At 54.6% G+C, this 22,380-nt stretch carries 19 protein-coding genes and 1 pseudogene; 8 read left to right on the top strand and 12 right to left on the bottom strand.

Going from position 1 to position 22,380, the window contains the following annotated elements:
• Positions 1 to 83: 83 nt before the first annotated feature.
• The 4 genes from V9K92_RS22430 to repC all read left to right on the top strand — a co-directional run bounded on the left by V9K92_RS22430 (position 84) and on the right by repC (position 5,150).
• Positions 84 to 950: a LysR family transcriptional regulator gene (locus V9K92_RS22430; protein WP_337355017.1), complete on the top strand. Its 867-nt coding sequence runs from the start codon at positions 84 to 86 to the stop codon at positions 948 to 950.
• 280 nt (positions 951 to 1,230) lie between these two features.
• A complete protein-coding gene (gene repA / locus V9K92_RS22425; RefSeq protein WP_370878657.1) occupies positions 1,231 to 2,511 on the top strand; it encodes a plasmid partitioning protein RepA in 1,281 nt (426 codons plus the stop codon).
• Positions 2,512 to 2,521: 10 nt separating this feature from the next.
• Positions 2,522 to 3,589 carry a plasmid partitioning protein RepB gene (gene repB, locus V9K92_RS22420; RefSeq protein ID WP_443094487.1) on the top strand — a complete coding sequence of 356 codons (1,068 nt, stop codon included), beginning with the start codon at positions 2,522 to 2,524 and terminating at the stop codon, positions 3,587 to 3,589.
• A gap of 253 nt (positions 3,590 to 3,842) precedes the next feature.
• Positions 3,843 to 5,150: a plasmid replication protein RepC gene (gene repC, locus V9K92_RS22415; protein ID WP_337355015.1), complete on the top strand. Its 1,308-nt coding sequence runs from the start codon at positions 3,843 to 3,845 to the stop codon at positions 5,148 to 5,150.
• 82 nt (positions 5,151 to 5,232) lie between these two features.
• Here the strand turns inward: repC and V9K92_RS22410 are convergent.
• The 8 genes and pseudogenes from V9K92_RS22410 to V9K92_RS22375 all read right to left on the bottom strand — a co-directional run.
• A pseudogene (locus V9K92_RS22410) lies at positions 5,233 to 6,357 on the bottom strand (thiamine pyrophosphate-binding protein); the annotation flags it as partial.
• Between the two features lie 295 nt (positions 6,358 to 6,652).
• The gene (locus tag V9K92_RS22405; protein WP_115053648.1) at positions 6,653 to 7,444 is read right to left on the bottom strand and encodes a transporter substrate-binding domain-containing protein; all 792 of its coding nucleotides are present in this window, start codon (positions 7,442 to 7,444) and stop codon (positions 6,653 to 6,655) included.
• Positions 7,445 to 7,482: 38 nt separating this feature from the next.
• Positions 7,483 to 8,211, bottom strand: coding sequence for an amino acid ABC transporter ATP-binding protein (locus V9K92_RS22400; protein WP_337355014.1), 729 nt, complete (start codon positions 8,209 to 8,211; stop codon positions 7,483 to 7,485).
• Positions 8,195 to 8,848: an amino acid ABC transporter permease gene (locus V9K92_RS22395; protein WP_337355013.1), complete on the bottom strand. Its 654-nt coding sequence runs from the start codon at positions 8,846 to 8,848 to the stop codon at positions 8,195 to 8,197. The genes V9K92_RS22400 and V9K92_RS22395 overlap by 17 nt, the downstream gene beginning before the upstream one ends.
• A 10-nt stretch (positions 8,849 to 8,858) precedes the next feature.
• Positions 8,859 to 9,542, bottom strand: coding sequence for an amino acid ABC transporter permease (locus tag V9K92_RS22390; RefSeq protein WP_115053651.1), 684 nt, complete (start codon positions 9,540 to 9,542; stop codon positions 8,859 to 8,861).
• Between the two features lie 43 nt (positions 9,543 to 9,585).
• Complete coding sequence (gene kduD / locus V9K92_RS22385) at positions 9,586 to 10,341, bottom strand: 2-dehydro-3-deoxy-D-gluconate 5-dehydrogenase KduD (protein WP_337355012.1); 756 nt, start codon at positions 10,339 to 10,341, stop codon at positions 9,586 to 9,588.
• A complete protein-coding gene (kduI, locus tag V9K92_RS22380) occupies positions 10,338 to 11,174 on the bottom strand; it encodes a 5-dehydro-4-deoxy-D-glucuronate isomerase (protein WP_337355011.1) in 837 nt (278 codons plus the stop codon). The genes kduD and kduI overlap by 4 nt, the downstream gene beginning before the upstream one ends.
• A gap of 47 nt (positions 11,175 to 11,221) precedes the next feature.
• Positions 11,222 to 11,980: a GntR family transcriptional regulator gene (locus V9K92_RS22375; protein ID WP_115053654.1), complete on the bottom strand. Its 759-nt coding sequence runs from the start codon at positions 11,978 to 11,980 to the stop codon at positions 11,222 to 11,224.
• A gap of 455 nt (positions 11,981 to 12,435) precedes the next feature.
• Here V9K92_RS22375 and V9K92_RS22370 point away from each other — a divergent pair, with 455 nt between their 5' ends.
• A complete protein-coding gene (locus V9K92_RS22370; RefSeq protein WP_337355010.1) occupies positions 12,436 to 14,916 on the top strand; it encodes an EAL domain-containing protein in 2,481 nt (826 codons plus the stop codon).
• Between the two features lie 201 nt (positions 14,917 to 15,117).
• On the opposite strand, the gene V9K92_RS22365 is transcribed toward V9K92_RS22370, so the two are convergent.
• From V9K92_RS22365 to V9K92_RS22350, 4 genes are all read right to left on the bottom strand, one after another.
• Entirely contained in the window at positions 15,118 to 16,176 is a 1,059-nt protein-coding gene (locus V9K92_RS22365) for a D-TA family PLP-dependent enzyme (protein WP_337355009.1), read from the bottom strand.
• 2 nt (positions 16,177 to 16,178) lie between these two features.
• Complete coding sequence (locus V9K92_RS22360) at positions 16,179 to 17,057, bottom strand: MurR/RpiR family transcriptional regulator (protein WP_115053657.1); 879 nt, start codon at positions 17,055 to 17,057, stop codon at positions 16,179 to 16,181.
• A gap of 175 nt (positions 17,058 to 17,232) precedes the next feature.
• A complete protein-coding gene (locus V9K92_RS22355; protein WP_115053658.1) occupies positions 17,233 to 18,300 on the bottom strand; it encodes an ABC transporter ATP-binding protein in 1,068 nt (355 codons plus the stop codon).
• 1 nt (position 18,301) lies between these two features.
• On the bottom strand, positions 18,302 to 19,093 hold the full coding sequence (locus V9K92_RS22350; protein ID WP_115053659.1) for an SDR family oxidoreductase: 792 nt from the start codon (positions 19,091 to 19,093) through the stop codon (positions 18,302 to 18,304).
• A 182-nt stretch (positions 19,094 to 19,275) separates the two neighbouring features.
• Between V9K92_RS22350 and V9K92_RS22345 the strand changes: the two genes are divergently transcribed.
• The 3 genes from V9K92_RS22345 to V9K92_RS22335 all read left to right on the top strand — a co-directional run bounded on the left by V9K92_RS22345 (position 19,276) and on the right by V9K92_RS22335 (position 22,367).
• On the top strand, positions 19,276 to 20,499 hold the full coding sequence (locus V9K92_RS22345) for an ABC transporter substrate-binding protein (RefSeq protein ID WP_337355008.1): 1,224 nt from the start codon (positions 19,276 to 19,278) through the stop codon (positions 20,497 to 20,499).
• Positions 20,500 to 20,676: 177 nt separating this feature from the next.
• On the top strand, positions 20,677 to 21,546 hold the full coding sequence (locus tag V9K92_RS22340; protein ID WP_307275351.1) for a carbohydrate ABC transporter permease: 870 nt from the start codon (positions 20,677 to 20,679) through the stop codon (positions 21,544 to 21,546).
• Positions 21,543 to 22,367, top strand: coding sequence for a carbohydrate ABC transporter permease (locus tag V9K92_RS22335; protein WP_115053662.1), 825 nt, complete (start codon positions 21,543 to 21,545; stop codon positions 22,365 to 22,367). Before V9K92_RS22340 ends, V9K92_RS22335 begins: the two co-directional genes overlap by 4 nt.
• Positions 22,368 to 22,380 lie beyond the last annotated feature (13 nt).

Raw genomic sequence — 22,380 nt, 5'->3', positions numbered from 1 at the left:
TGATAATTTGTCTCCAAATTACGGCAATGACTTCTGTGCGGTAATTCGGTATATGTGCCAGTGAATCTTGAGAAATCGCACAGATGGCCGATTGGGAAAATCTTCGTCATTTCATCGCTGTGGCGCGCAGTGGCACCCTGTCCGGTGCGGCGCGCGCCTTGAAGGTGGACCACGCGACAGTCAGTCGCCGACTTACGGCGCTTGAAGCGGAACTGGACGTAGCGCTGGTTGAGAGACTGCCGCGATTCTGCCGCTTGACTGCTATCGGCCAACAGGTGTTCGATCAATCCGTCGCGATGGAAAATGCGGCGGATGGAATTGCCCGGATTGCTCAGGCAGCGCATAGGCCGCTCGTCGGCAAGGTCACACTTAGCGCTCCGCCCGTGTTGACGATGCATCTTCTGACGCAGCATCTCGCGCACTTCCGATCACTCTATCCGGATATCCGTCTTTCACTGGCGGCGCAGGCGCAGCAAGTGTCGCTCAGCCGCCGGGAGGCGGATGTGGCTCTCCGCCTGGTACGGCCCGATGAGACCGGAAGCGTTGCGCGAAAACTTGGGGTCATGGCATTCGGTCTTTACGCCAGCCGCGATTATGTGCATCGTGACGTGCCCGATCGATGGCAGTTCATCGCTTTTGACGAAAGCTTTGGGGATATGCCGCAGCAAAAATGGCTACTCGGCATTGCTGGTGCACGGCCGGTTGCATGCGAATTGAACGATATTGGCGGGCATCTTATCGCTGCACGCACGGGCGCCGGCGTTGCCGGACTGCCTTGCTTTTTGGGCGATGCAGACCCGGACCTCGTGCGTATCGCAGAGGACGTTCCGCCCTTCTGTCGGGACATTTGGCTTCTTGTCCATCGGGACTTACGCAAGGCACCGTCCGTTCGGGCCGTGATGGATTTCGTTGTCGCACTCATCACCCAGCATGGCGGCTTTTCTGTGTGAGAAAGCGCCTTGGCGCGTTGGACCACAATCCACAGCTCAGGATGCCTTATTGGTTAATTTGCGTTAACTATAAAGTTGTTGACGCGACTCGGATATTTTAGCACCCTAGTTACGGTTTTGAGGGGTTTGCGGCAAATTAAACGTTACCAAGCTCATGCGGTGTTAGTGCTGGCTTACAACGTTATATCTCTATCTGGCGTTACCCCTTTGGTTTTTATGTCGAATCGGCGCATGTTCTGCTTGCGCCGGGAATGACCGAACGGACGTACAGGATATTACCTTGACTATGATGCATGCAGCACAGGCAAATCAACCCGACCCATCCTTGGTGGGCGATGCTTCTTTGCCTGTTGTTCTGCCAGCCGACAGGGCAATCGCCGCCGATGCGGAAATGCTTTCCGCGCAGCTTCAAGCAATGCGCAACCGGCTCTTTCCGCCGACAGCCATGAAGACATTGCGCAAGTTCACCAGCGGCGAGGCGGCAAAGCTCATCGGCGTATCGGATGGGTATCTGCGCCAGCTTTCAATTGCAGGTGAAGGGCCGCAACCGGAGACGGGCAGCGGCGGCCGCAGGCTCTATACGCTTGCCGAGATCAATGCATTGCGCCGCCATCTGTCCGAAGCCGGGGGCGCCAAGGCAAAAACCTATCTGCCGCATCGCGATCCTGCCGCCAACGAGCACATGCAGGTCATTGCCGTTACCAATTTCAAGGGCGGTTCCGGCAAGACCACGACCAGTGCCCATCTGGCGCAGCATCTGGCAATGTCCGGTTTCCGTGTGCTTGCCGTCGATCTTGATCCGCAGGCATCAATGTCTGCATTGTTCGGTTATCAACCGGAGCTGGATCTGACCGGCAATGATACGCTCTACGGAGCAATCCGCTATGATGGCGAGCGCCGTCCGCTGCGCGATATTATTTGCAAGACCTATTTTGATGGGCTTGATCTCATTCCGGGCAATCTGGAATTGCAGGAATTTGAACACACCACGCCGCAAATGCTTGCTGACCGCCAACACGGCGCTGCCCAAACTGTCGAGCAGCAATTGTTCTTTGCCCGTGTTCAGGCAGCGCTTGATACAGTGTCAGACGATTATGACGTTGTGGTCATAGACTGTCCGCCGCAACTTGGTTTTCTGACGCTATCGGCGCTTTGCGCTGCAACGTCAGTGCTTGTTACCGTTCATCCGCAAATGCTGGATGTCGCCTCCATGAGCCAGTTTCTGTTCATGACAGCGGATTTGCTTGCGGTCGTGCGAGAGGCTGGCGGCGAGCTTAATTTCGATTTCATGCGCTATCTGATTACGCGCTTTGAGCCGAATGATGCTCCGCAGCAGCAGATTGCCGGTTTCCTGCGTTCGCTGTTCGGGGACCGCGTGCTCACCTCATCGGTGGTCAAGTCCACTGCGTTTTCCGATGCAGGTCTTACCAAGCAGACGCTCTACGAAGTATCCCGCGACAGCTTCACCCGCGCAACCTATGACCGCGCAATTGAATCGCTGACTTCCGTCAACTCCGAAATCCAGGGCTTGATCTACAAGGCCTGGAAGAGGCCGGTATGAGGGCGCGATGATGACAGGCAATAATCGCAGGGATCAGCTCAAGGCATTGTTTGGAACGGTGGAAAACATTCCCGTACCCGAACAGAAACCCGTTGAGCCTATAGCGCAGCCGCTGATCGGCAATGAAGCGCTCAAGCCTCGCGCTGCATCAGGCGCGGTTAAGGCTATGGGGCTTTCGCTCGGCGGCATGTCCCGTGAAATTGAAGATGCGCGCCGCTTGAAGGAAAGTCTCGAAGGCGTCGAGCGCGTGGTTGAACTTGATCCTGCGCTGGTCGAAACCTCCTTTGTTGAAGACCGGCTCAGCCATGCGGCAGGGCTCGACGAAGATTTCGAAAATCTCGTTGAAAGCATCCGCCAGAATGGCCAGCAGGTGCCGGTTCTTGTGCGACCGCATCCGGATAAGCCGGGGCATTATCAGACCGCCTATGGGCATCGCCGCCTGCGTGCTGCCCAGCGCATTGGCAAGCCGGTCCATGCCATTGTGCGCGAACTCAGCGATGTCCAGCTGGTATTGGCTCAGGGCAAGGAAAATACCGAGCGCCGCGATCTTTCCTTTATCGAGCGTGCCTTCTTTGCGCGAAATCTTGTTGAGCGCGGCTTTGAGCGCGGGCTTGTTCAAGACGCCCTGTCGATCGACAAGGCTGAAATGACCCGCTTTCTGCAGGTTGCGGCCGCAGTGCCTTATCCGATCGTGCGGGCAATTGGCCCGGCCCCGAAGATTGGCCGTCCACGCTGGGTCAGGTTTGCAGAATTGCTCAAATCCAGTGAAGCACAGGCTGCTGCGCTGAACGAAATTACGCTCGAGCCTTTTGGAATCGCAGACAGCAATACACGGTTCAATCGTATTTTCGAGCGGTTGCTCAAGCGTGTTGAGCCGGTCGTGCTGGCTCCGCGCAATGCTGCGCCGAGCGTGGACAAAATAAACACGGGTGCCAAGAAAATTGCACTTTTGGATTCAAGTGGAGGCAGGCAGGTCCTGACCTTCGCCGACCATATACCGCAAGGGTTTGCGGCATTTGTATCGGAAGAGCTTGAAGCATTGCTCGCCCGTTACAACAGCCGGACGAATGACAAATAACGTGGTGACTTATCCACGGGGTCAAAAAGCCGGATAGTGTGTGTAAGTGTTAGTACAAGCCGGTTCGTAAGGAGCCGTACAAAGGGACTGAAAGAGAAGGAAGCAACGGCAAGAAAAAAGGCCCCCAGAACGTCACCGCCCCGGAAGCCCTCTTCAATGTAGCAATTTTAGAGAATCACTTCCACCCTGACTTGTCAAGAGTCGGACGCGTTCCGGCATACCTTTTCATTGCCTCAAATTGAGGTGAAGAAACATGACCGATCGTTTTGCAACGTCGCCATTTGGCGGACGATCGCTGTCGCACGCCATTTTTGCAGTGCAGGAAAAGACAGCGCGAGCGAGAGAAAAACTGAACGAAACCGGCGGAAGTCAGCCGGAAAAATGGGCGCTTTTACGCTCATTAACCGAGGCGCGCGCAGCGTTTTTCCTTTCAGACCGTACGATTGCCGTGCTGGAAGCGCTGCTCAGTTTCTACCCGGAAACCATGCTTGATGGCGCAGCGCCATTGATCGTCTTTCCGTCCAATGCAGAGCTGTCGTTACGCACACGCGGCATGTCTTCCGCGACAATTCGCCGGCATCTGGCGGCATTGGTCGAGACGGGACTGATTATCCGCCGCGATAGCCCAAACGGCAAACGTTATGCCCGGCGTGGCGAAACCGGCGAGATCGAGCACGCGTTCGGCTTTGATCTGTCACCTTTGGCGCTGCGTGCCGACGAAATCGAAGCTCATGCGGTTCAGGCACGCGATCTGGCGCGGGCAATCCACCGCGTTCGCAGCGAGATCACCATTCATCTGCGAGATATCTCCAAAACGATCCATGCGGGTCTTGGCGAGGAGCGGGCAGGCGACTGGATGGGATATGCGGATGAGCTTGCAGCTTTGTCCGGACGGGTAAGCAGGCATTTGCCGCTCGAGACACTCCAGACACGCTGTGACAGCCTGGCAAAGCTCCGCACGAAGGTCGAAAATGCCTATCTGGATACATTATCAGACAAAGAAATGAGCGGCACTGACTCTTCTTTTGAGCGCCATATTCAGAATTCAAATATAGACCCCAATTTTGAAAGGGCCCGAGAAAAGGGCCAGAGGCAAAACGGTGAGCCCGTACCGGTAGACAATATGCCTGGACGAACAGTCGCAATGACGAAGATGCGGCAAAGGCTTGATAGCGCCCGTCGAACTGTAAAAGCCACCGGACCCGTGGATGATTGGCCGAAGCTGGAAACAAAATCGATCCCCATGCCGCTGGATGCTGTGCTGTCCGCCTGTCCGCAAATTCGCAATTATGCCCGAAACGGCATTGAGGACTGGCGCGATCTGATGCAAACGGCAGGATTGGTCCGCTCGATGCTTGGCGTTTCGCCCGATGCCTGGGAAAGGGCGCGTGACGCCATGGGTGATATCAATGCTTCCATCACGATTGCTGCCATTTTGGAACGTGTGGGTGAAATCCGCTCTCCCGGCGGTTATTTGAGAGCTTTGACCGACCGGGCCGAGATCGGGCAGTATTCGGTCATTCCGGTGATCAAGGCATTGAATGGCGAGGGACGAGCTTGAAAAAAAGCCGGGTCACAGTGATCCTATCTGGAATTGCTATCGTCGGGGCGCGGATGCGCCCCGCCAACTTAACCGGTCAGCCGGCAATCCGGCAGTCAAAAAGCACCGGTCGTCTCACCGAAAGCATTTCTCCAATTGCGTGGTCAAGATTGTCACGCTCGTCGCATCGGATACCAACGGCACCGAAAGCTTCCGCCAGCTTTACGAAATCCGGCAGGGCGTTCGAGTAGGAACCGTGCTTTTGCGATTTTCCGCCTAAGCTCAAGTTCGGGTTGTTCAATATGAAAACCTTTATCGGTGCATCATACTGGATTGCCGTGGAAAGCTCCTTCATCGTCGCTTGGACAGATGACTCATCTGCAATATCAATGACGAGACTTTCAGGATGGGCGATTTGCATGCCTATTGCAGCCGGCAAGCCATACCCCGCCGTGCCGAACCCGCTTGATACTAGGGGCGAATTGAAGTGTTCAGCGAACTGATAGCGCTTCGTATCGGTAGCAATATAGGGCGCATGATCACGGGTCAGCATGTAAAGCCGTTTGAGTGCGTAGCGCAGCCCGGTGTTTTCTTCGCGCTCGCGTTGCAAAGGAGTGTTTGCCTTTATCTGCCGGTCGTCTTCGGCAAGTTGCGGATTATCATCGACATGCGGGTCGGCAGAAGGAGCCACATAATAAGTGCTTTGGAGAAGCATATCCTTTGGCATGTCGATGAGAACCGGACCGGGCCGGCCTGAGCGGGCCAGATGAAATGCCTTATGAATTGTGGCGGCGAGTTCCTTCACATCTTTGACCAGCCAGCTATGTTTGGTGCAGGGCCGTGTAATCCCAACAGTGTCGCATTCCTGGAAAGCGTCAGATCCGATTAGGTCGGTTGCCACTTGTCCTGTCAGACAGATGATTGGCACGGAGTCGGCCATGGCATTTTGTAGTGATGTCACCGCATTCGTCGCGCCGGGGCCGGACGTTACCAGCATGACACCGACTTTACCGGTGGAACGGGCATATCCTTCGGCGGCGTGGCCCGCGCCCTGTTCGTGGCGAACCAATATGTGCTTTATCTCGTTCTGTTGGAATATCTCGTCATAGATCGGTAGCACCGCGGCGCCCGGATAACCGAAAATGTGCTCAACGCCATTGTCGCGCAACGCCTGCAGGACAATTTCTGCTCCGGTCATTTCAGGACGTGCGGGTTCGTTAGTATACATGCCTTTCATGGCAGTTCCTTTGTGCAATGATTGAAGTGGATGGTTGTGACGGAGCAGGGCGGAACTAAATTCCGGGCATAAAAAAAGCTCCGTCAGGAGCTTGTTTGCCGCGCATGGGTGCTAATGCCGGATGGTCAAACCATCCTGCCCATGCGCGATCCCACCACCAGAATAACCATTGCAGCTTTCATAACCCGATTCAGTAACTGGAATTATTTGCGTGGTCAATACAATACACAGCGCAAGAAAAAGGGCGCCGAAGCGCCCCAATTCCTCAATCCGTTGAATGTTCCGATCAACGCGATGTGAGATCGTCCGGCAGTTCGCGGTGCTGGTATTTGCGGAATACTTCGCGCAGCGTGCCATTGTCGAAATTGGTTTTCACCCAGGTGTTGAGCCAATCCTGCAATGGCTTTTCGCCCTTGGGCAAAGCTATGCCGAGATTGGTTTCAGCCTGCGTGAACTTTACTTCCAGCGGTTCCTTGCCTGCGCGCTTGGCATTGATGCCGCCGAGAACTGCCGACTGGCTGGAAATGATGTCGAGCTGCCCGGTGACTGCAGCAGTAATGAGCGTTGCATCATCTTCGAAGCGGACGATTTGTGCGCCCGGTGCATTTTTGGTGATATCCATGTCATTGGTCGTTGCGCGGGTCACGCCAATCCGCTTGCCCGCAAGGTCGGCATAGCTCTTGATTTCAATTTCCTTGGGCGCAATGACAATGATGCTCAGCGTTGCATAGGGCACTGTATAGTCGACGGCCTTTTTACGCTCTTCTGTGATGCCGAGTGCGGAAACCAGAATGTCCGCCTTGCCGGTCTGGATCGTAGGAACGCGTGCGGCATTGGTAATTTCGATCAGGTCAAGATCGACGCCGAGATCTTTGGCGATGAGCTTGGCGGTTTCGACGTCCGAGCCGGTCGGCTTCAAATTCTCGTCGACATAGGAATATTGCGGAATTCCCATGGCAACAGCAATGCGCACCTTGCCGGCTTTCTTGATATTTTCAAGCGAATCCGCATGAGCGGCTGACGCCAGCATGAGCAGGGCCGCACTCGCGGCAATGCCGAATTTCGTAAGCAATCTCATTATTCTCTCTCCCTTTTGTGATTATGAGGTTGGTTCTGTCACAGGTCGTTGGCCAGAAAATCCTTCAATTCCTGGGTTTGCGGATGAACGAGCATTTCGCCGGTGCCGGTTTCCCAGACCCGCCCGGTATTCATGTAAATGACGCGGTTTGCGACCTTGCGGGCAAATGCCATTTCATGGGTGACGACGATCATGGTCATGCCGCCTTTGGCGAGATCTTCCATGACGCGCAAAACTTCGCCGGTCAGCTGCGGATCAAGCGCTGACGTTACCTCGTCGAAAAGCATGACCTTTGGCTGCATGGCGAGCGAACGGGCAATCGCCACACGCTGCTGCTGGCCCCCCGACAATTGTTCGGGATAGGCATCGATCTTCTGCAACAGGCCAACCTTTGAGAGCACGGCCTTGGCGGTTTCCATTGCTTCGCTGCGGCCAATGCTTTTCACGCGCCGCAGCGCCAGCATGATGTTTTCGGCAACATTCATATGTGGAAACAGATTGTAGCTTTGGAAAACCATGCCGACATCCTGCCGCAGCGCGCGGATATCGAGACCGGGTGAATCCACCTGATGACCGCAAACCTCGATTGTTCCACCCTGAATGGTTTCGAGCCTGTTTATGCAACGCAAGGCCGTGCTCTTGCCCGAACCCGATTGTCCAATCAAAGCCACGACTTCACCGGCTTCGATCTCGAAGGAAACGCCCTTGAGTACCTCGACAGTGCCGAAGCGTTTGATGACTTCGTTGAGCTTAACGACGGCCGACATTTAATTTCCTCTCAAGCGAACGGCTCCAGACCGAAAGCGGGTAGCAGACGCAAAAATAAAAGGCGGCAGCGATACCGAAGACGAGAAACGGCTGGAAAAGCGAATTGTTGATGACTTGCGCTGCGCGGGTCAGCTCGACGAAGCCGACAACCGAGGCAAGCGATGTGTTCTTGATAAGTTGCACCATGAAACCAACGGTGGGCGGTGTCGCTATGCGCAGCGCCTGCGGCAGGATCACGTCTTTCAGAGTCTGCCAGCGGGTGAGGGCAAGACATTCAGCCGCCTCAAACTGCGTGCGGGGCACGGATTCAACGCAACCGCGCCAGATTTCGCCGAGATAAGCGCTGGAATAGATCATCATGCCGAGACTGGCAGCCATAAGCGGCGGAACCTCGATCCCGATAACGCCAAGGCCGAAATAAATGACGAACATCAGGATCAGCAGCGGCATGCCCTGAATGAACTGGACATAGAGTAGTGAAACCCGCCGCAGCCAGCGCATGGTTGACGTGCGCGCCAGCATGACGAAGAACCCGGCAACGCCGCCGAGAAGGAAGGCAAGCGCGGAAAGTATGACAGTCCAAAGCAGGCCGTTGAGCAGATAAACGAGATGATTTGTGGTGAAACCGCCAGTCATGTTCTCATCCTCACAAGGGTGTGCCGAGACGGCGGCGGCGCGGAAAAATTCCAAGCGCGATGAGATGGAAGCCAGCCCGCAAAAGATAAGTGATTGCGAGATAGAGCAGGGCGATGACGATGTAGGTTTCGAATGAACGGAAGGTGTAGGACTGGATATTATTGGCGACGCCGGTCAATTCCTCCGCCGAAATCTGCGAGGTGATCGATGTGGAAAGCATCATCAAAATGAACTGGCTGGTCAGCGCCGGATAGACCCGCTCGATCGCTGGCATGAGGATAATGTCGCGGTAGATCTGGAAACGTGAAAGCCCAAGCGCCTCTGCTGCTTCGATCTGGCTTGGATGCACAGCTTCCATGCCTGCCCGAACGATTTCAGCCGTATACGCCCCTACATTAATGACCATTGCAAATACGGCGGCAAAAAAGACCGGCATGGTTATGCCAATGGAAGAAAGGCCGAAGAAAATGAAGAATATCTGCACGATAAAGGGCGTATTGCGAACGACCTCGATATAGATGCCGACAATGAGGCGAAGCCAGGCATAGGCGCTGCGCCGGGCGACCGCGCAAAGCACGCCTATGACCAATCCGATCGCCACCGCAACGACAGTCATTTGGACTGTTGTGAGCGCTCCGGCAAGGAAGTCCTTCCAATAGGGCAGGAGAGCAGCGAAATCGAATTGGTAATTCATGGCTTACCTATCGTAAGCGAAGGCTTACGCTTTTTAGAGTTTGTCATCGAGCCAGCCAACCGCCATCGACAGGCAGAACTGTTCCATGCACATAGTCAGAGGCCTTGGAGGCGAGGAAGACCGCGGCGCCGCCTATGTCGGAAGGCTCGCCCCAACGGGCGGCTGGAATACGCGCCAGAATTTGCGCGCTGCGGTCCTGATCTTCGCGCAAGGCAGTTGTGTTATTGGTCACGAAATAGCCGGGAGCGATGGCGTTTACGTTTACGCCCGTGGCGGCCCATTCGCAGGCAAGCAGCCGGGTAATGCCGGCAAGTCCGCTTTTCGATGCCGTATAGGATGGAATCCGAATGCCGCCTTGAAACGACAAAAGCGAAGCAATGTTGATAATCTTGCCTTGCCCTTTACCGATCATGTGCCGTCCGGCGGCTTGCGACAGGAAGAATGCCGATTTGAGATTGGTGTCAATCACCGCGTCCCAATCCTCTTCGGTGAAATCCACGGCGTCATTGCGCCGGATAATGCCCGCATTATTGACGAGGATATCCAGACGTTCGAAGGATTGAAGCGTTTCGTCGATGATCCTGCCAACAGGTTCAATCGTCCCGAGATCGGCCTTGATCTCGATGAATTGCCTGCCCGCCGCTTCTATTAAATGACGCGTGTCATCCATGGACGAACGCCCAACGGCAGCGATGGAAGCGCCTGCCTGTGCGAGGGCCAGGGCGATACCCTGGCCGATGCCGGTATTGGCTCCGGTAACAATCGCTACCTTGCCTTGAAGATCGAAAAGATTGTTCATCGCAGCACACTCATCGGTACGTGGTCCATGTCGGTAAAGCTCTTATTGTCGCCGCCCATTGCCCAGATGAAGGCATAATTGGCCGTGCCCACGCCGGAATGGATCGACCAGCCGGGGGAAAGGATCGCCTGTTCATTTGCCACGATCATGTGGCGTGTCTGGGTCGGCTCACCCATCATGTGAAAAATGCGGGTGTCGGTGGCAAGGTCGAAATAAAGATAGGCCTCCGAGCGGCGGTCATGCGTATGGCAGGGCATGGTGTTCCACATATTGCCGGGTTCGAGCTGTGTCATGCCCATGACAAGCTGGCAGCTCTCGCAAATATCCGGGTGGATATACTGGTAAAGCGTACGCTTATTGGCGGTCAGCTGATCGCCCAGTATCAGCTTGTTGGCTTGTTCAGGCTTGATAAGCACATTTGGATGCGAAGCGTGAGCAGGCGTTGAAAGTAGATAGAACTTAGCCGGATTTGCCGCATCCACGCTCTCGAAGATCACATTGACGACGCCTTTGCCGACATAGAGACAGTCGCGGGTGGCAAGTTCGTGCACAATGCCGTCAAGCGACACGCGGCCAGCGCCGCCAATGTTGAATATGCCAAGTTCTCGTTGCGCAAGAAAGAATTCCTGACCCACGGGAGTGGGCGCTGTCAGCGGCAGAGGCTTGGAGAGGGGCACCGCCCCGCCAATGATCAACCGGTCAATATGACTATAGGTGAGGGTAATCTCATCGGCCTCGAACATGTTTTCCATCAGGAAATGACGACGCAGTTCGTCCGTGTCAAAATTGCGTACCGCATCCGGATGGCAAACCTGTCTCACTTCGATCTTCATTTCAGAACCTTTGCATGTCGGTGTTTTGCCGCTTTAAAAGCGGTCAGTCAGTCATCATCGATGAAAAATGCCGGGTCGACATTCGTCGTGTCTTTCACCTCGTTCAGCATCTGCCCGAGGTGAAAGCCCATGGCTTCTGTTGCGTGCGCTATATCGTGGCGGCGGATGCCATCGAGAATTGCTTCATGCTCGACAATGACGCGGGTAAGACGCCCGCTGAGCGGTAGTGTCAGCCGCCGATAGCGGTCAATCTGCATCTTTACCTGCTGGATCACGTTCCATATGCCGGGAAATCCGGCAATTGAATTGATCGACAGATGAAAATCCGTATCAGCGCTGTGAAAGCGTTCATTGTCGCCAGATGCTTCGGCGGCCACGAGATCGGCAATACTTCGTTCCAGCCGGGCAATATCGGCAGGTCCCGCCTGTTCGGCAGCCAGCTTCACGGTCGTCTCTTCAAGGGATTTGCGGATGAGGATTGCTTCATAGAGCGCGCGTCGCGGAATGCGCGAAACGAAAGTTCCCGATTGTGGAAAAATATCGATCAGCCCGTCATCGGCAAGTCGCAAAACCGCTTGGTGGACAGGCGTGCGGCTCACGCCAAACTGCGCGGCAATTTCCTTCTCAAGAATGGGCTCCATCGGTCTGCGGCGCAGCGAAATAATGTCGTCAAGCAGTTGCTTGTAAATATGGGTTGCAGCCCGGGGGGTGGCTGCCCGCTGCTGAGCATAGTCCGTGCTGGATGTCGCGAGCGGGTGGGCCCGGTCACGCTTGCGCTCCGATGATGCGACGGGGTTATCGGTCACTGAAAGCCGCAATCGCCCGCAAGGCGGGTCGTTAACAGGGGCAACCGGAACTTTTGATACTGCAAGAAAACCTCCTCCCAAAGGATTTGAAATATAAATATTCTAATATTTTAGTTTTGGCAAGCGCTTGCTTTCTGCTGGAGCGGGCCGGAGGATCACTGCGGGGAAAGCTGTTGCAATTATGCGTTGCACAGGTTACGCATATACACCGAAGCGAGATTGTATCCGGTTGTATTGCCGATGAAGTACAACCTCCCGTCGAGACTGAATTCTGATTTTATAGTAGCGTGCACGATATTTCGATAAGAACGGGCTGTTCTTTGACGACTGATTAAAAGCTTTGTGAAATTATGTGCCGTTAGGCGCGTCACCAAGTAATATTTACGATATAAAAATTGCCCGTAAACCATTTCATTTTGGGTATTGTGCGTTTTTTGGAAAGTTTCACGAATATTATGGAAACGGATTCAGGCAAATCACTGGACACATCCCGTCAACGCATTTTTGGCGTCCCCGTGGTCGCAGTTATTGGCCTTCCGCTTTTGGCCCTGCTGATTGTGCTGTTTTTGGGTTTTAGCCTGATCTTGCAGACGCAACGTACCGATCTGACAAAGACTTATGCTGACAGGACGGCGGAGTTTCTGGCCAGAGATATCGCCAATCAACTCGGCCATCTTGTTACGCCGCTTGAGGAATATGCCGATGCTTTTGCAGCGCGGGTAAAAGCTGCTGGATGCAGCAATGCTGAATGCGTTTTTTCTTTTATCGAGGCGGATAGGGCCACTCCAGAGCGGGTTCCTATCCAGGTGTCGGTTCTCCGTTTCGGTGCAAGCAATGGTCATCTGTTAAGCGTTTTCAAGATCAAGGAGACCGACCGGGATTTTAAGGGGCAAGGCAAGACGCAATCGGACAACCCATCGCGTCTTCTTGTGACAAGGCCGGACAGGCCCATGCAAGAACGTGACTTCAATCTGTTTGAGCGAGGCTGGTATCGCGGCGGTATTGTCGGCAGGACACCGACCTGGAGTGCTCCCTATGTGGTAAATAATACCAGTGATCTGTGCGCTTCCACGCAAGGCAGCGTATGGACCATGACCCGGGTTCTGCCGATTTTTGGTCCGGATCGGAAGCCTTTAGGGGTCCTTGCACTCGACATGTGCGTCAATCGCATCAGCGCATTCCTGAGCAGCGCGACAGGCAATACTGTCCAGGAAATTAGCGTTTTCACGCCTTCCGGAGAGGAGCTTTCGGTTTCGGGCGGTCAATTCACGATCGGGCGGGACACAAGCAAAATCTCCGCCGACCTGGGAAACGCCGTATCTCTGGATAAGTTTGATCTCAAAGGCTGGCGCGTCGTCGTTACACTTGGTGACGAATTATCGGCGAAGGCGGATTGGGACTGGTATTATACGGCCGTCTGCTTGATCGGGCTTGCAATAAGCATTGCGCTGACTGCCTGGGCCGCGAGCTTTGTCGTCAATCCATTGATGCGCCTTTCAAGGGCTGTGACAGATGTCGGCAATCTCAATCTGGACACGCCCATCTCCGTTCCCACCAATATTAGAGAAGTCGGCCTGCTGGCCTCGGTGATTGAAAGAATGCGTCTTGTTCTGCAACGCAATCAGACGCGCCTCGAATTTCTGGCCTATCATGATCCGGCCAGCGGTTTTCTCAATCAGGCCGGTTTGGTCAAAGAGTATGATTTGCTGGTTGGCAAGGAAGGCCAGATTGATCTGATCCTCATAAAAATATGCAATTACCATCAGATCGCCAGCATTTTTGGCGATGAGGTTCTGGCACGAATGATCAGTAGCAAGATCGACAAGCTTCAAGCCACGCTTGCAGGGGGCGTCGTGGGCTGCCTCAACAATAATCTGATAGCCTATATCTATCCCAGCGACGAGGGGGTGGATATTCCTCTCATGCGCAAGATGCTTGCGGAAATGCGGTTGCCTTATGAAAATGAGGGGATACGTATTTCACCGGTTATTGCCTGCTCCGTCGCCCAGAAACAGGGGCAAATTGAGCCATTCGGCTCTTTGCTGCGCCGCGCCAATGGTGCCATGTATCACGCGGAAGACACCAAGAGCGAAGATGCTGTCTGGCACAATTCCGCTCTCATTCAGGATCTGCGCGCAGCTTTGGATTTTGGCGGTGATATTACGCGGGCCATCGGGCGCGGCGAATTTTCAGTGAGATATCGCCCTGTCGTGGATTTGCGGACAGGCCGGATTTGCGAAGCGCATACAAGTGTTATCTGGCATCATCCGGAATTCGGAGACATCAAATCGCATAAGTTCATTCCAATCTTTGAACAAAATGGCTCCATTCTTCATCTCGGCCTTTTTATCATGTCACGAGCGTTTGAATTCCTGCACAATTTCAAAAAATACTATCCCGACAATAAATTACTGATCGGGATCAAGCTTTCTTTCCCCCAGCTCATGGACCCGCTGTTCATTGAACGCATCAGGGAGCTGCAGGCCGAATGGGGCGTCAATGCTTCGGAAGTAAATTTCATTATTTCGCAGAATATTGCGATGCTTGACGATCAGCAGATCTTCCGTGTCATGCGCAGGCTGCGGGATATCGGTTTCCGCCTGATAGTCGACCAGTTTGCCATGTCTCATTCTACGGTAAATGGAGCCATGGCGCTCCAATATGATGGAATGATGATTGGGTCGGAGGCCTATCGGAACATTGACCAGCCAGGCCCCGAGCGGGTCATTCTGTCAGCAGTATGCGAACTGGCAGGAAAACTGGATATGGAAAGAATAGCCGTTGGAATTGATACGCATGCCATCATCGAGCCATTGGTAAAATGCGGCTGCAATTTTGGCCGAGGTCCATGGTTTGGCCATTCGGGCTCGGAACAGGAGTTTCTGTCGCGCTATGACGAGAACGCCGCCATGTTCTCCAATGAGCCCGCTCACTGAGCAGATGACGTCTACACCGAGTTTGTGCGTGGTTCGATGAGGCTCACAATGAGGAAGCTGAGATGATTTTAAACGGTGAAGATTATCTTTGCAGTTTACCAACTTTCCTCATGGTGAGCTTCGTCGAACCACGCACTATATAGTTGCAAGTTAAATTGCCGAGCTAGGCGATGGGCCAAATGCAATAAGCCTACCCATCCCCTAATCAACACGCCCGCGAGCGGCCACCGGGGCGATCTCAGTGACCGTATCGCCCGAAATAAGCACGACACTATCGAAGAGATTGGACACGACACAGGCATGATTGGGGATGATGCGGATGCGCTCGCCTACCTTGGGCTTGTGCTCACATGCAGACAGGTCGATTGTGCCATGCTCTTCGCTAAGCGAGGAAATGACCGCATCTGGATATTCCACCACCCTGCCAAATCCGCTTAAACCCAGTGTATCGCTTGTCAGCGACTTCGAGCCCGCGTCGATGATGGCGCGATTTTCGGTCGGGCGGCTTACGACAGTTGCAAGCACGGTGAGAGCGCAATCATCAAGGGTGCCGGCACCTTTGGCGACCTGAAAGAGATCCATATAGATATAAGTGCCAGGACGGTGTTCCGTTGCGCTCGCCACTTCGTGAGCCCGCCACATATCGGGGGTTCCGCCATTGGAAATGGTGTGCGGGTCCAGCCCCGCTGCGATCGCCAGTTTTTCCGCCTCTGCGAGAAATGCCTGCGTGGTTTCGATACCGCCAGTTTTCGGATATGTCATGAAGCCGGCAAAGTTAAGCCCTTCCGACGCGTCGATCAGCTTGGCAAGCGCGACCGCTTCCTGCGGGGATTGAACGCCGCAGCGGCCCATGCCCGTATCGCATTCGACCAGAACGGTCAGTGGCTTCTTGCGCCCGGCAAAAGCCTCGGCATAACCGCGTATGGCCGTTTCATTATCTGCGGTTACGCTGATCGTGATGCGCTCATTAAGCTTGGCAAGACGCTCAAGCTTTGCCTTGCCGATAATATTGTAGGGGATGAAAATATCGCTCATTCCCGCATCGGCCATCACTTCAGCCTCGCCGAGTTTTTGGCAAGTAATCCCGATAGCGCCAAGCTCTATGGCTCGTTTGGCAAAACGCGGCAATTTATGTGTCTTGATATGCGGACGCACGGTCAAGGCATGATTGTCGGCATAGGTCTGGAATTTTTGCAGATTTGCCTCTGCGCGGTCCGTGTCGATGAGAACAGCGGGTGTATCAATATCGGTCAGCTTCAATCTCAATCTCCGAGCGGCAGTGTGGTCGCGTTATTGGCGTGCATGGCTTGCAGGTTCTTTATGCGGCGCATCCGCTCGACGGCAGGGGCACCGATTTTTTCGGCAACGGTCATTGCCAGCATATCGGTAAGCGCGAGCAGGGCATAGCGGGCGGGGGAGGGCCGGTAAACATTGGTGCCTTCGTCAATGTGAAAAGGCATGACAAGTTCTGCAGCCGCCGCAAGCTTCGTGCCCGGCGCCGTGAAGGCAATTGTTTTGGCGCCATAGCGCCGCGCGATCATGACGGCCTCGATCAAGGGTTTGATTTCCCCTGAAAGCGAATAGGCAATGATAACAGTATCCTTGTTGCTGGTTGCCGCTGTCATCTGCTGCATTTCGCCATCAATATGCGATGAGGCGGCAATGCCCAGGCGGAACAGGCGATTTTCCATTTCGGTAGCTGCCATTGAGGACGACCCGCCGGAGCCATAGGCGCGAACCATTCCCGCTTGCGCAATGAGCGAGGCCGCAAGTTCAAGATCGTCTCTGTTGATCAGATTGCACACGGTTTCGACAGCATCGACGGCGCTGCGCGCGATGACCGACGTCACACTGCCGTTTTCATCCTGCGCGGGTCCTGGCGCGATAAACCGCCCGGCAATGGCAAGCGATTGCGCCAGCCTTACCTTGAAATCCCGCGTGCCCTCAAAACCGAGCATACGGCAGAAACGCGTGATTGTCGGCTCGCTCACCCCAGCCTTTTCGGCCAGCTTGTTGATAGGCGCATGAGTGGCGAAATCCGCATCGGACAGGATCGCAGCTGCGACCTGGCTGTCGGAATGTTTGCCTGTATCGGCAACCTCCCTCAGCCTTGCAACAATGTCGAAATGCGGTGGTGCCATCAGTTGCTTTATCCATCTCGTTTGCAATAACGATGTGCGTGGTTCGACAAGCTCACCATGAGGGAGGAATTTAGTGGCAAAACAAAAGCCAGTAACCTCACAGCTTTATGCAAGCAACCCACCTTCCTTATGGTTGGCTATCCTGAGCTTGTCGAAGGGCGAACCCAAGCACAGGTCAAATTCTGTTTCCGGTTTTAGCGTCAAAGACATGCACCTTTGCCGGGTCAACCGTCAATGATAATTGAGTGCCGGGCTCCGGCGCCAAACGATCACGGAACACGCAGCGCACGGCAACACCGGAAATCGTGCCAAACAAATGGGTCTCGGAACCTGTCGGCTCAATCACCTCGACGTGATAGGCAAATCCATTGCCATCGGGTGCGAGGCGATAATGTTCGGGGCGTATGCCGATCTCGACCGGCTGGCCCGAAGCGGCAGTGGTATCGCCGACCGGAATGATGGTGCCATTGTCGGTGCGAACCTTTGGCGCGCCATCGCCACGTTCCAATGTTCCAGGAATGAAGGTCATGGCGGGCGAGCCAAGGAAACCTGCAACGAATTTGTTGACCGGCTTGTCGTAAAGCTCAAGCGGCGAGCCCGCCTGCTCAATACGTCCGGCATTCATGACGACGATCCGGTCCGCCATGGTCATGGCTTCGATCTGGTCATGGGTAACATAGACCATTGTGGTCTTTAACTGCTGGTGAAGCGCCTTCAGCTCCGTGCGCATCTGCACGCGCAGCTTGGCATCAAGATTGGAAAGCGGCTCGTCAAATAAGAACAGGTCCGGCTCGCGCACGATTGTACGCCCCATTGCAACCCGCTGGCGCTGCCCGCCGGAAAGTTGGCGCGGCACACGGTCCAGATAGTCATGCAGATTGAGCGTTTCCGCAGCCTTGCCGACCTTGGCGTCAATGGCTGCAGCCGACTCGCGGCGGATTTTCGGACCAAAGCCGATATTCTTGCGCACACTCATATGCGGAAACAAAGCATAGCTCTGAAACACCATCGAAATATTGCGCTGCTGCGGCGGCAGACCATTGGACAGGCGGTCACCGATCCATAACTCACCGGAAGAAATATCCTCCAATCCGGCAATCATGCGCAGGAGCGTGGATTTCCCGCAGCCGGAAGGTCCGATCAGCACCAGAAATTCGCCGTCCCGCACTTCGAGGTCGATCCCATGCAGTATATTCATTGCGCCATAGGATTTGGCGAGTTGCTTGATCTGTAGTCCGGCCATGTCACTTGTCTCCGGCGAGCACGTCATTGATGAAATGGAGATTGCCTGCTGTCAGGCCAGCATCGACAGTCAGCGTTGCACCGGTGATTCCCGACGCGGAGGCGCAACTGAGGAAGAAGGCCGCTTGCGCCACTTCGCCAGGTGTCACAAGACGTCCGAGCGGATAATGCGGCAGAACCTTTGCCAGAAGCTCCGGCTGTTTTTCCAGACGATGATCCCATGCCGGGGTGCGCACGGAACCCGGACATACGGCATTGGACCTTATACCAAACCGGCCGCGCTCAACTGCGAGCGCCTTCATATAGGCGATCATGCCAGCCTTAGCGGCCGAATAGGCGGGATTGCCGAAATGGCTGAGCGCATTGACCGATGAGATGAATACGATGCTGCCGCCGCCTTTTGCGGCCATGGCCTCGGCAATCGGGTCCGTGACATGAAATGCGCCATTCAGATTGGTCGCAATTTCGCGCTCCCAAACATCGCCATCGACCTGATCGAGAATCTCGCCGCGGGAAAAGCCGGCATTATTGATCAATACGTCCGGCGTGCCGTGATCGGCAATAAAGTTTCGAATTGCGCTGCCGGTCTGCGCCTTGTCATTGATGTTGAAGACAAGCCCATTTGCCAGCGGCAGTCCGGTCAATAAGCTCTCATCTTGATCGGCGCCTGAAACAATGGCCCCTGCCGCATTGAACGTGTCGATCAATGCTTGCCCGATGCCGCCACCCGCGCCGGTTATAAACACCTGTTTGCCATACAAACCAAGGGCTCTGTGCAATGTCTCTGAAGTCATATCGTGACCTTGTTTTGAAATGTTCCCCTAGCTTATTAATGACGGCATATGAAAAAAAGCAACATAAAACTGTCATAACCCCTCAATTTTTGACTTGCATGAAAATAAATTACATAGAATGATGGTGAAAGTTTCAAAATTACGCCGATGGGAGAATGCGGCGTGTAACAAAGGGGAACATCATGATGATCAGAAAACTAAGCCTACTTGCAGGCCTTAGCCTTCTCGCCTTTTCGGGTGGAGCATTTGCCGACACCGTCCGCGTCACCATTGCTGAATACAGCAAGGGCACAGGCCCCTATTTCGAAGAAGCGGCCAAAGCCTTCGAAGCGGCCAATCCAGATACGAAAATCCAGATCGAAGTTGTTCCGTGGGACAGCCTCCAGCAGAAACTGACGACCGATATTTCGGCCGGTGCCAATGCCGACCTTTCCATTATCGGCACGCGCTGGCTGCTGGATTATGTCAAGGAAGGCATTATCGCCCCGCTTGACGGCAATATTACGCCGGATTTCAAGGCGCGCTTCATCGATACATTCCTCACGCCATCGGTCATGGACGGTAAGGTTTATGGCCTGCCGATCGCAGCTTCAGCGCGCGCCATGTATTATAACAAGGATATCTTCGCCAAGGCTGGCATTGATACCCCGCCTGCAACCTGGGCAGACTTCAAGACGAGCGCCGAAAAGATCAAGGCGCTTGGCACGGAGACCTATGGTTTCGGCTTGCAGGGCAAGGAAATCGAGACGGATGTCTATTTCTATTATGGTCTCTGGGCCAATGGCGGCGAGATCGTCAAGGATGGGAAATCCGGTCTTGATTCAAAAGCAGCCATTGATACGGCGACGCTTTACAAGAGCTTTATCGATGGCGGTCTGACCCAGCCGGGTGTTACCTCCTATAGTCGCGAAGATGTGCAGAATCTGTTCAAGCAGGGCAAGGTTGCAACCGTCATCACCGCGCCATTCCTTTCCGGTCAGATCAAGAACGAAGCGCCAAATCTCAATTATGGCGTGGCACCCATTCCCGCCGGTCCTGATGGCGGCAAGGGTACCTATGGCGTGACGGATTCCATCGTCCTGTTCGAAAATTCAAAGAACAAGGAAGCAGCATGGAAATTCCTCGACTTCCTGTTCACGACGGAACAGCGCACAAAATTTGACAAGATCGAGGGCTTCCTTCCCGTCAATGCCGAAGAAGCCAAAGACCCGTATTTTGCCGATAATGCCGACCTGAAAGTGTTCACGAACCTTCTTCCGAATGCGCGTTTTGCTCCGGTCATTCCGGGCTGGGAAGACATTGCCCAGACGACGTCCAACGCCATCCAGAAGATTTATCTGGGGCAGGGCGAGATCGAGCCAACGCTGAAAGAAGCCGCTGCCAAGATCAATGAGACGTTGAAGTAACATACCCCTCCCGGCTGCTTGGCAGCCACCCTCCCCACAAGGGCGAGGGCATGGTGCCACATCCGGCTATCTGGCTCTAAAGTCGGGTCAAGCGCTAGCCCAACCCTCCCCCTTGTGGGGAGGGACGGACCCCAGGTCCGGGGAGGGGTCTTTTACAAACCAAAGGTAATTCCATCGATGCAACGGGCTTCAGTCCCCTATTTTCTCATCTTGCCGAGCTTTCTACTGGCGGCTGCCATCATCCTTTGGCCGCTAAAGGAGATCGTCTCGCTATCGCTGCATGATGTGAACCGCTTTGGCATGTTGAAGGATTTCATCGGGCTTGAGCACTATCGCAGCCTGTTTGCCAATCCGGATTTCATTGCCGCGACATGGCGTACCCTGTTCTGGACGGCGGCCGTTGTCATTGGCACGCTGATTGTTTCCGTTCCCATCGCGCTTATCCTCAATGAGGATTTTTATGGCCGCGGCATTGCGCGCATTCTCATCATGCTGCCCTGGGCCATATCCTTGACCATGACTGCAATTGTCTGGCGCTGGGCGTTGAATGGCGAAAGCGGCATGCTTAATTCGGCGCTGCGTGATCTCGGGATCATCAACACCAATATTCAGTGGCTGGCGGAAGCCTCGACCGCTTTTCCCATGCAGATACTCATCGGCATTCTGGTCTCGGTGCCCTTTACGGTCACAATCTTCCTTGGCGGCCTTTCTTCCGTGCCGGAAGATCTCTATGAGGCGGCGGCGACTGAGGGTGCGGGACGCTGGGACCAGTTTCGCCTGATCACGCTGCCTCTGCTCAAGCCCTTCATCAATATCGCCTTCGTGCTGAACACGATCTATGTGTTCAATTCCTTCCCCATCATCTGGGCGACGACGCAGGGCGGTCCGGCCAATTCCACCGATATTCTGGTCACCTATCTTTATAAAACCGCCTTCCGCATGGGCAGGCTGGGCGAAGCCGCCGCCGTTTCGCTGATCATGTTCGCCATTCTCATTATTTTCACTATTCTTTATGTGCGCCTCGCCATGCGGGAGGAAAAGCAATGAGCAAGAAACTGAAACGCTCCATCCTGTTCTGGCTTTTCCTGTCGCCCATTGTCGTGGTGATCCTGTTTCCCTATGCGGTCATGGCCATAAGCTCTCTGAAATCCGCAACGGAAGTGCTCAATCCGACCTGGTGGCCGGACGAGTTGCATTGGCAAAATTTCCCGGAAATGTGGCGCACCTCCGGCATTGCATCGGCACTGGCCAATTCGCTTTACGTGTCCGGCCTGTCCACCGCCCTGACGATCCTCGTCTCCATTCCTGCCGCCTATGCGCTCAGCCGCTATCAATTTGCCGGGCGCAATGCCTTCCGCCAGTTTTTGCTCATCTCGCAAATGCTCTCGCCCATTGTTCTGGTCATCGGGCTTTTCCGCCTTGTTGCCGGGGCGGGTATGATTGATAGCCTCAATGTGCTCGTCATCATCTATACGGCCTTCAACATCGCCTTTTGCGTGTGGATGCTGCAAAGCTATTTCTCCACCATCCCGCGCGATCTGGAAGAGGCCGCGTGGATGGAAGGCGCAAGTCGCACGCGCACGCTCTTCACCGTGTTTCTGCCGCTGGCGGTTCCCGCCATGGTGGTTACGGCGATTTTCACCTTCATCAATGCTTGGAATGAGTTTGTCATTGCGCTGACCATGCTGCGCACCGAAGGCAGCTATACTTTGCCGATCCGCGTCTTTTCGCTGGTTGCGGGGCGCTATACGGTCGATTGGCACTATGTTATGGCCGCCGCTTTCGTCGCGTCAGTGCCGGTCGCCATACTTTTCGCCTGGCTGCAACGCTATCTGGTGCGCGGACTTTCCATCGGCGCAGTGAAATAAGTCAACAACAGGA

Origin of the sequence: Phyllobacterium sp. CCNWLW109, from assembly GCF_037203905.1 — a bacterium.
Taxonomy (GTDB): Bacteria; Pseudomonadota; Alphaproteobacteria; order Rhizobiales; family Rhizobiaceae; genus Phyllobacterium; species Phyllobacterium ifriqiyense.
Note: the sequence above shows the minus strand (reverse complement) of the source record. Positions and strands in the feature narration are given on the sequence as shown.

Excerpts from the sequence above, each read along its gene's own strand:
- V9K92_RS22430 (WP_337355017.1), top strand. The coding sequence starts at position 84 with ATGGCCGATTGGGAAAATCTTCGTCATTTCATCGCTGTGGCGCGCAGT.
- kduI (WP_337355011.1), bottom strand. The coding sequence starts at position 11,174 with ATGAAGATCGAAGTGAGACAGGTTTGCCATCCGGATGCGGTACGCAAT.
- repB (WP_443094487.1), top strand. The coding sequence starts at position 2,522 with ATGACAGGCAATAATCGCAGGGATCAGCTCAAGGCATTGTTTGGAACG.
- kduD (WP_337355012.1), bottom strand. The coding sequence starts at position 10,341 with ATGAACAATCTTTTCGATCTTCAAGGCAAGGTAGCGATTGTTACCGGA.
- V9K92_RS22405 (WP_115053648.1), bottom strand. The coding sequence starts at position 7,444 with ATGAGATTGCTTACGAAATTCGGCATTGCCGCGAGTGCGGCCCTGCTC.
- V9K92_RS22335 (WP_115053662.1), top strand. The coding sequence starts at position 21,543 with ATGAGCAAGAAACTGAAACGCTCCATCCTGTTCTGGCTTTTCCTGTCG.
- V9K92_RS22355 (WP_115053658.1), bottom strand. The coding sequence starts at position 18,300 with ATGGCCGGACTACAGATCAAGCAACTCGCCAAATCCTATGGCGCAATG.
- V9K92_RS22390 (WP_115053651.1), bottom strand. The coding sequence starts at position 9,542 with ATGAATTACCAATTCGATTTCGCTGCTCTCCTGCCCTATTGGAAGGAC.
- V9K92_RS22340 (WP_307275351.1), top strand. The coding sequence starts at position 20,677 with ATGCAACGGGCTTCAGTCCCCTATTTTCTCATCTTGCCGAGCTTTCTA.
- V9K92_RS22400 (WP_337355014.1), bottom strand. The coding sequence starts at position 8,211 with ATGTCGGCCGTCGTTAAGCTCAACGAAGTCATCAAACGCTTCGGCACT.
- V9K92_RS22350 (WP_115053659.1), bottom strand. The coding sequence starts at position 19,093 with ATGACTTCAGAGACATTGCACAGAGCCCTTGGTTTGTATGGCAAACAG.
- V9K92_RS22370 (WP_337355010.1), top strand. The coding sequence starts at position 12,436 with ATGGAAACGGATTCAGGCAAATCACTGGACACATCCCGTCAACGCATT.
- V9K92_RS22360 (WP_115053657.1), bottom strand. The coding sequence starts at position 17,057 with ATGGCACCACCGCATTTCGACATTGTTGCAAGGCTGAGGGAGGTTGCC.
- V9K92_RS22395 (WP_337355013.1), bottom strand. The coding sequence starts at position 8,848 with ATGACTGGCGGTTTCACCACAAATCATCTCGTTTATCTGCTCAACGGC.
- repC (WP_337355015.1), top strand. The coding sequence starts at position 3,843 with ATGACCGATCGTTTTGCAACGTCGCCATTTGGCGGACGATCGCTGTCG.
- V9K92_RS22345 (WP_337355008.1), top strand. The coding sequence starts at position 19,276 with ATGATGATCAGAAAACTAAGCCTACTTGCAGGCCTTAGCCTTCTCGCC.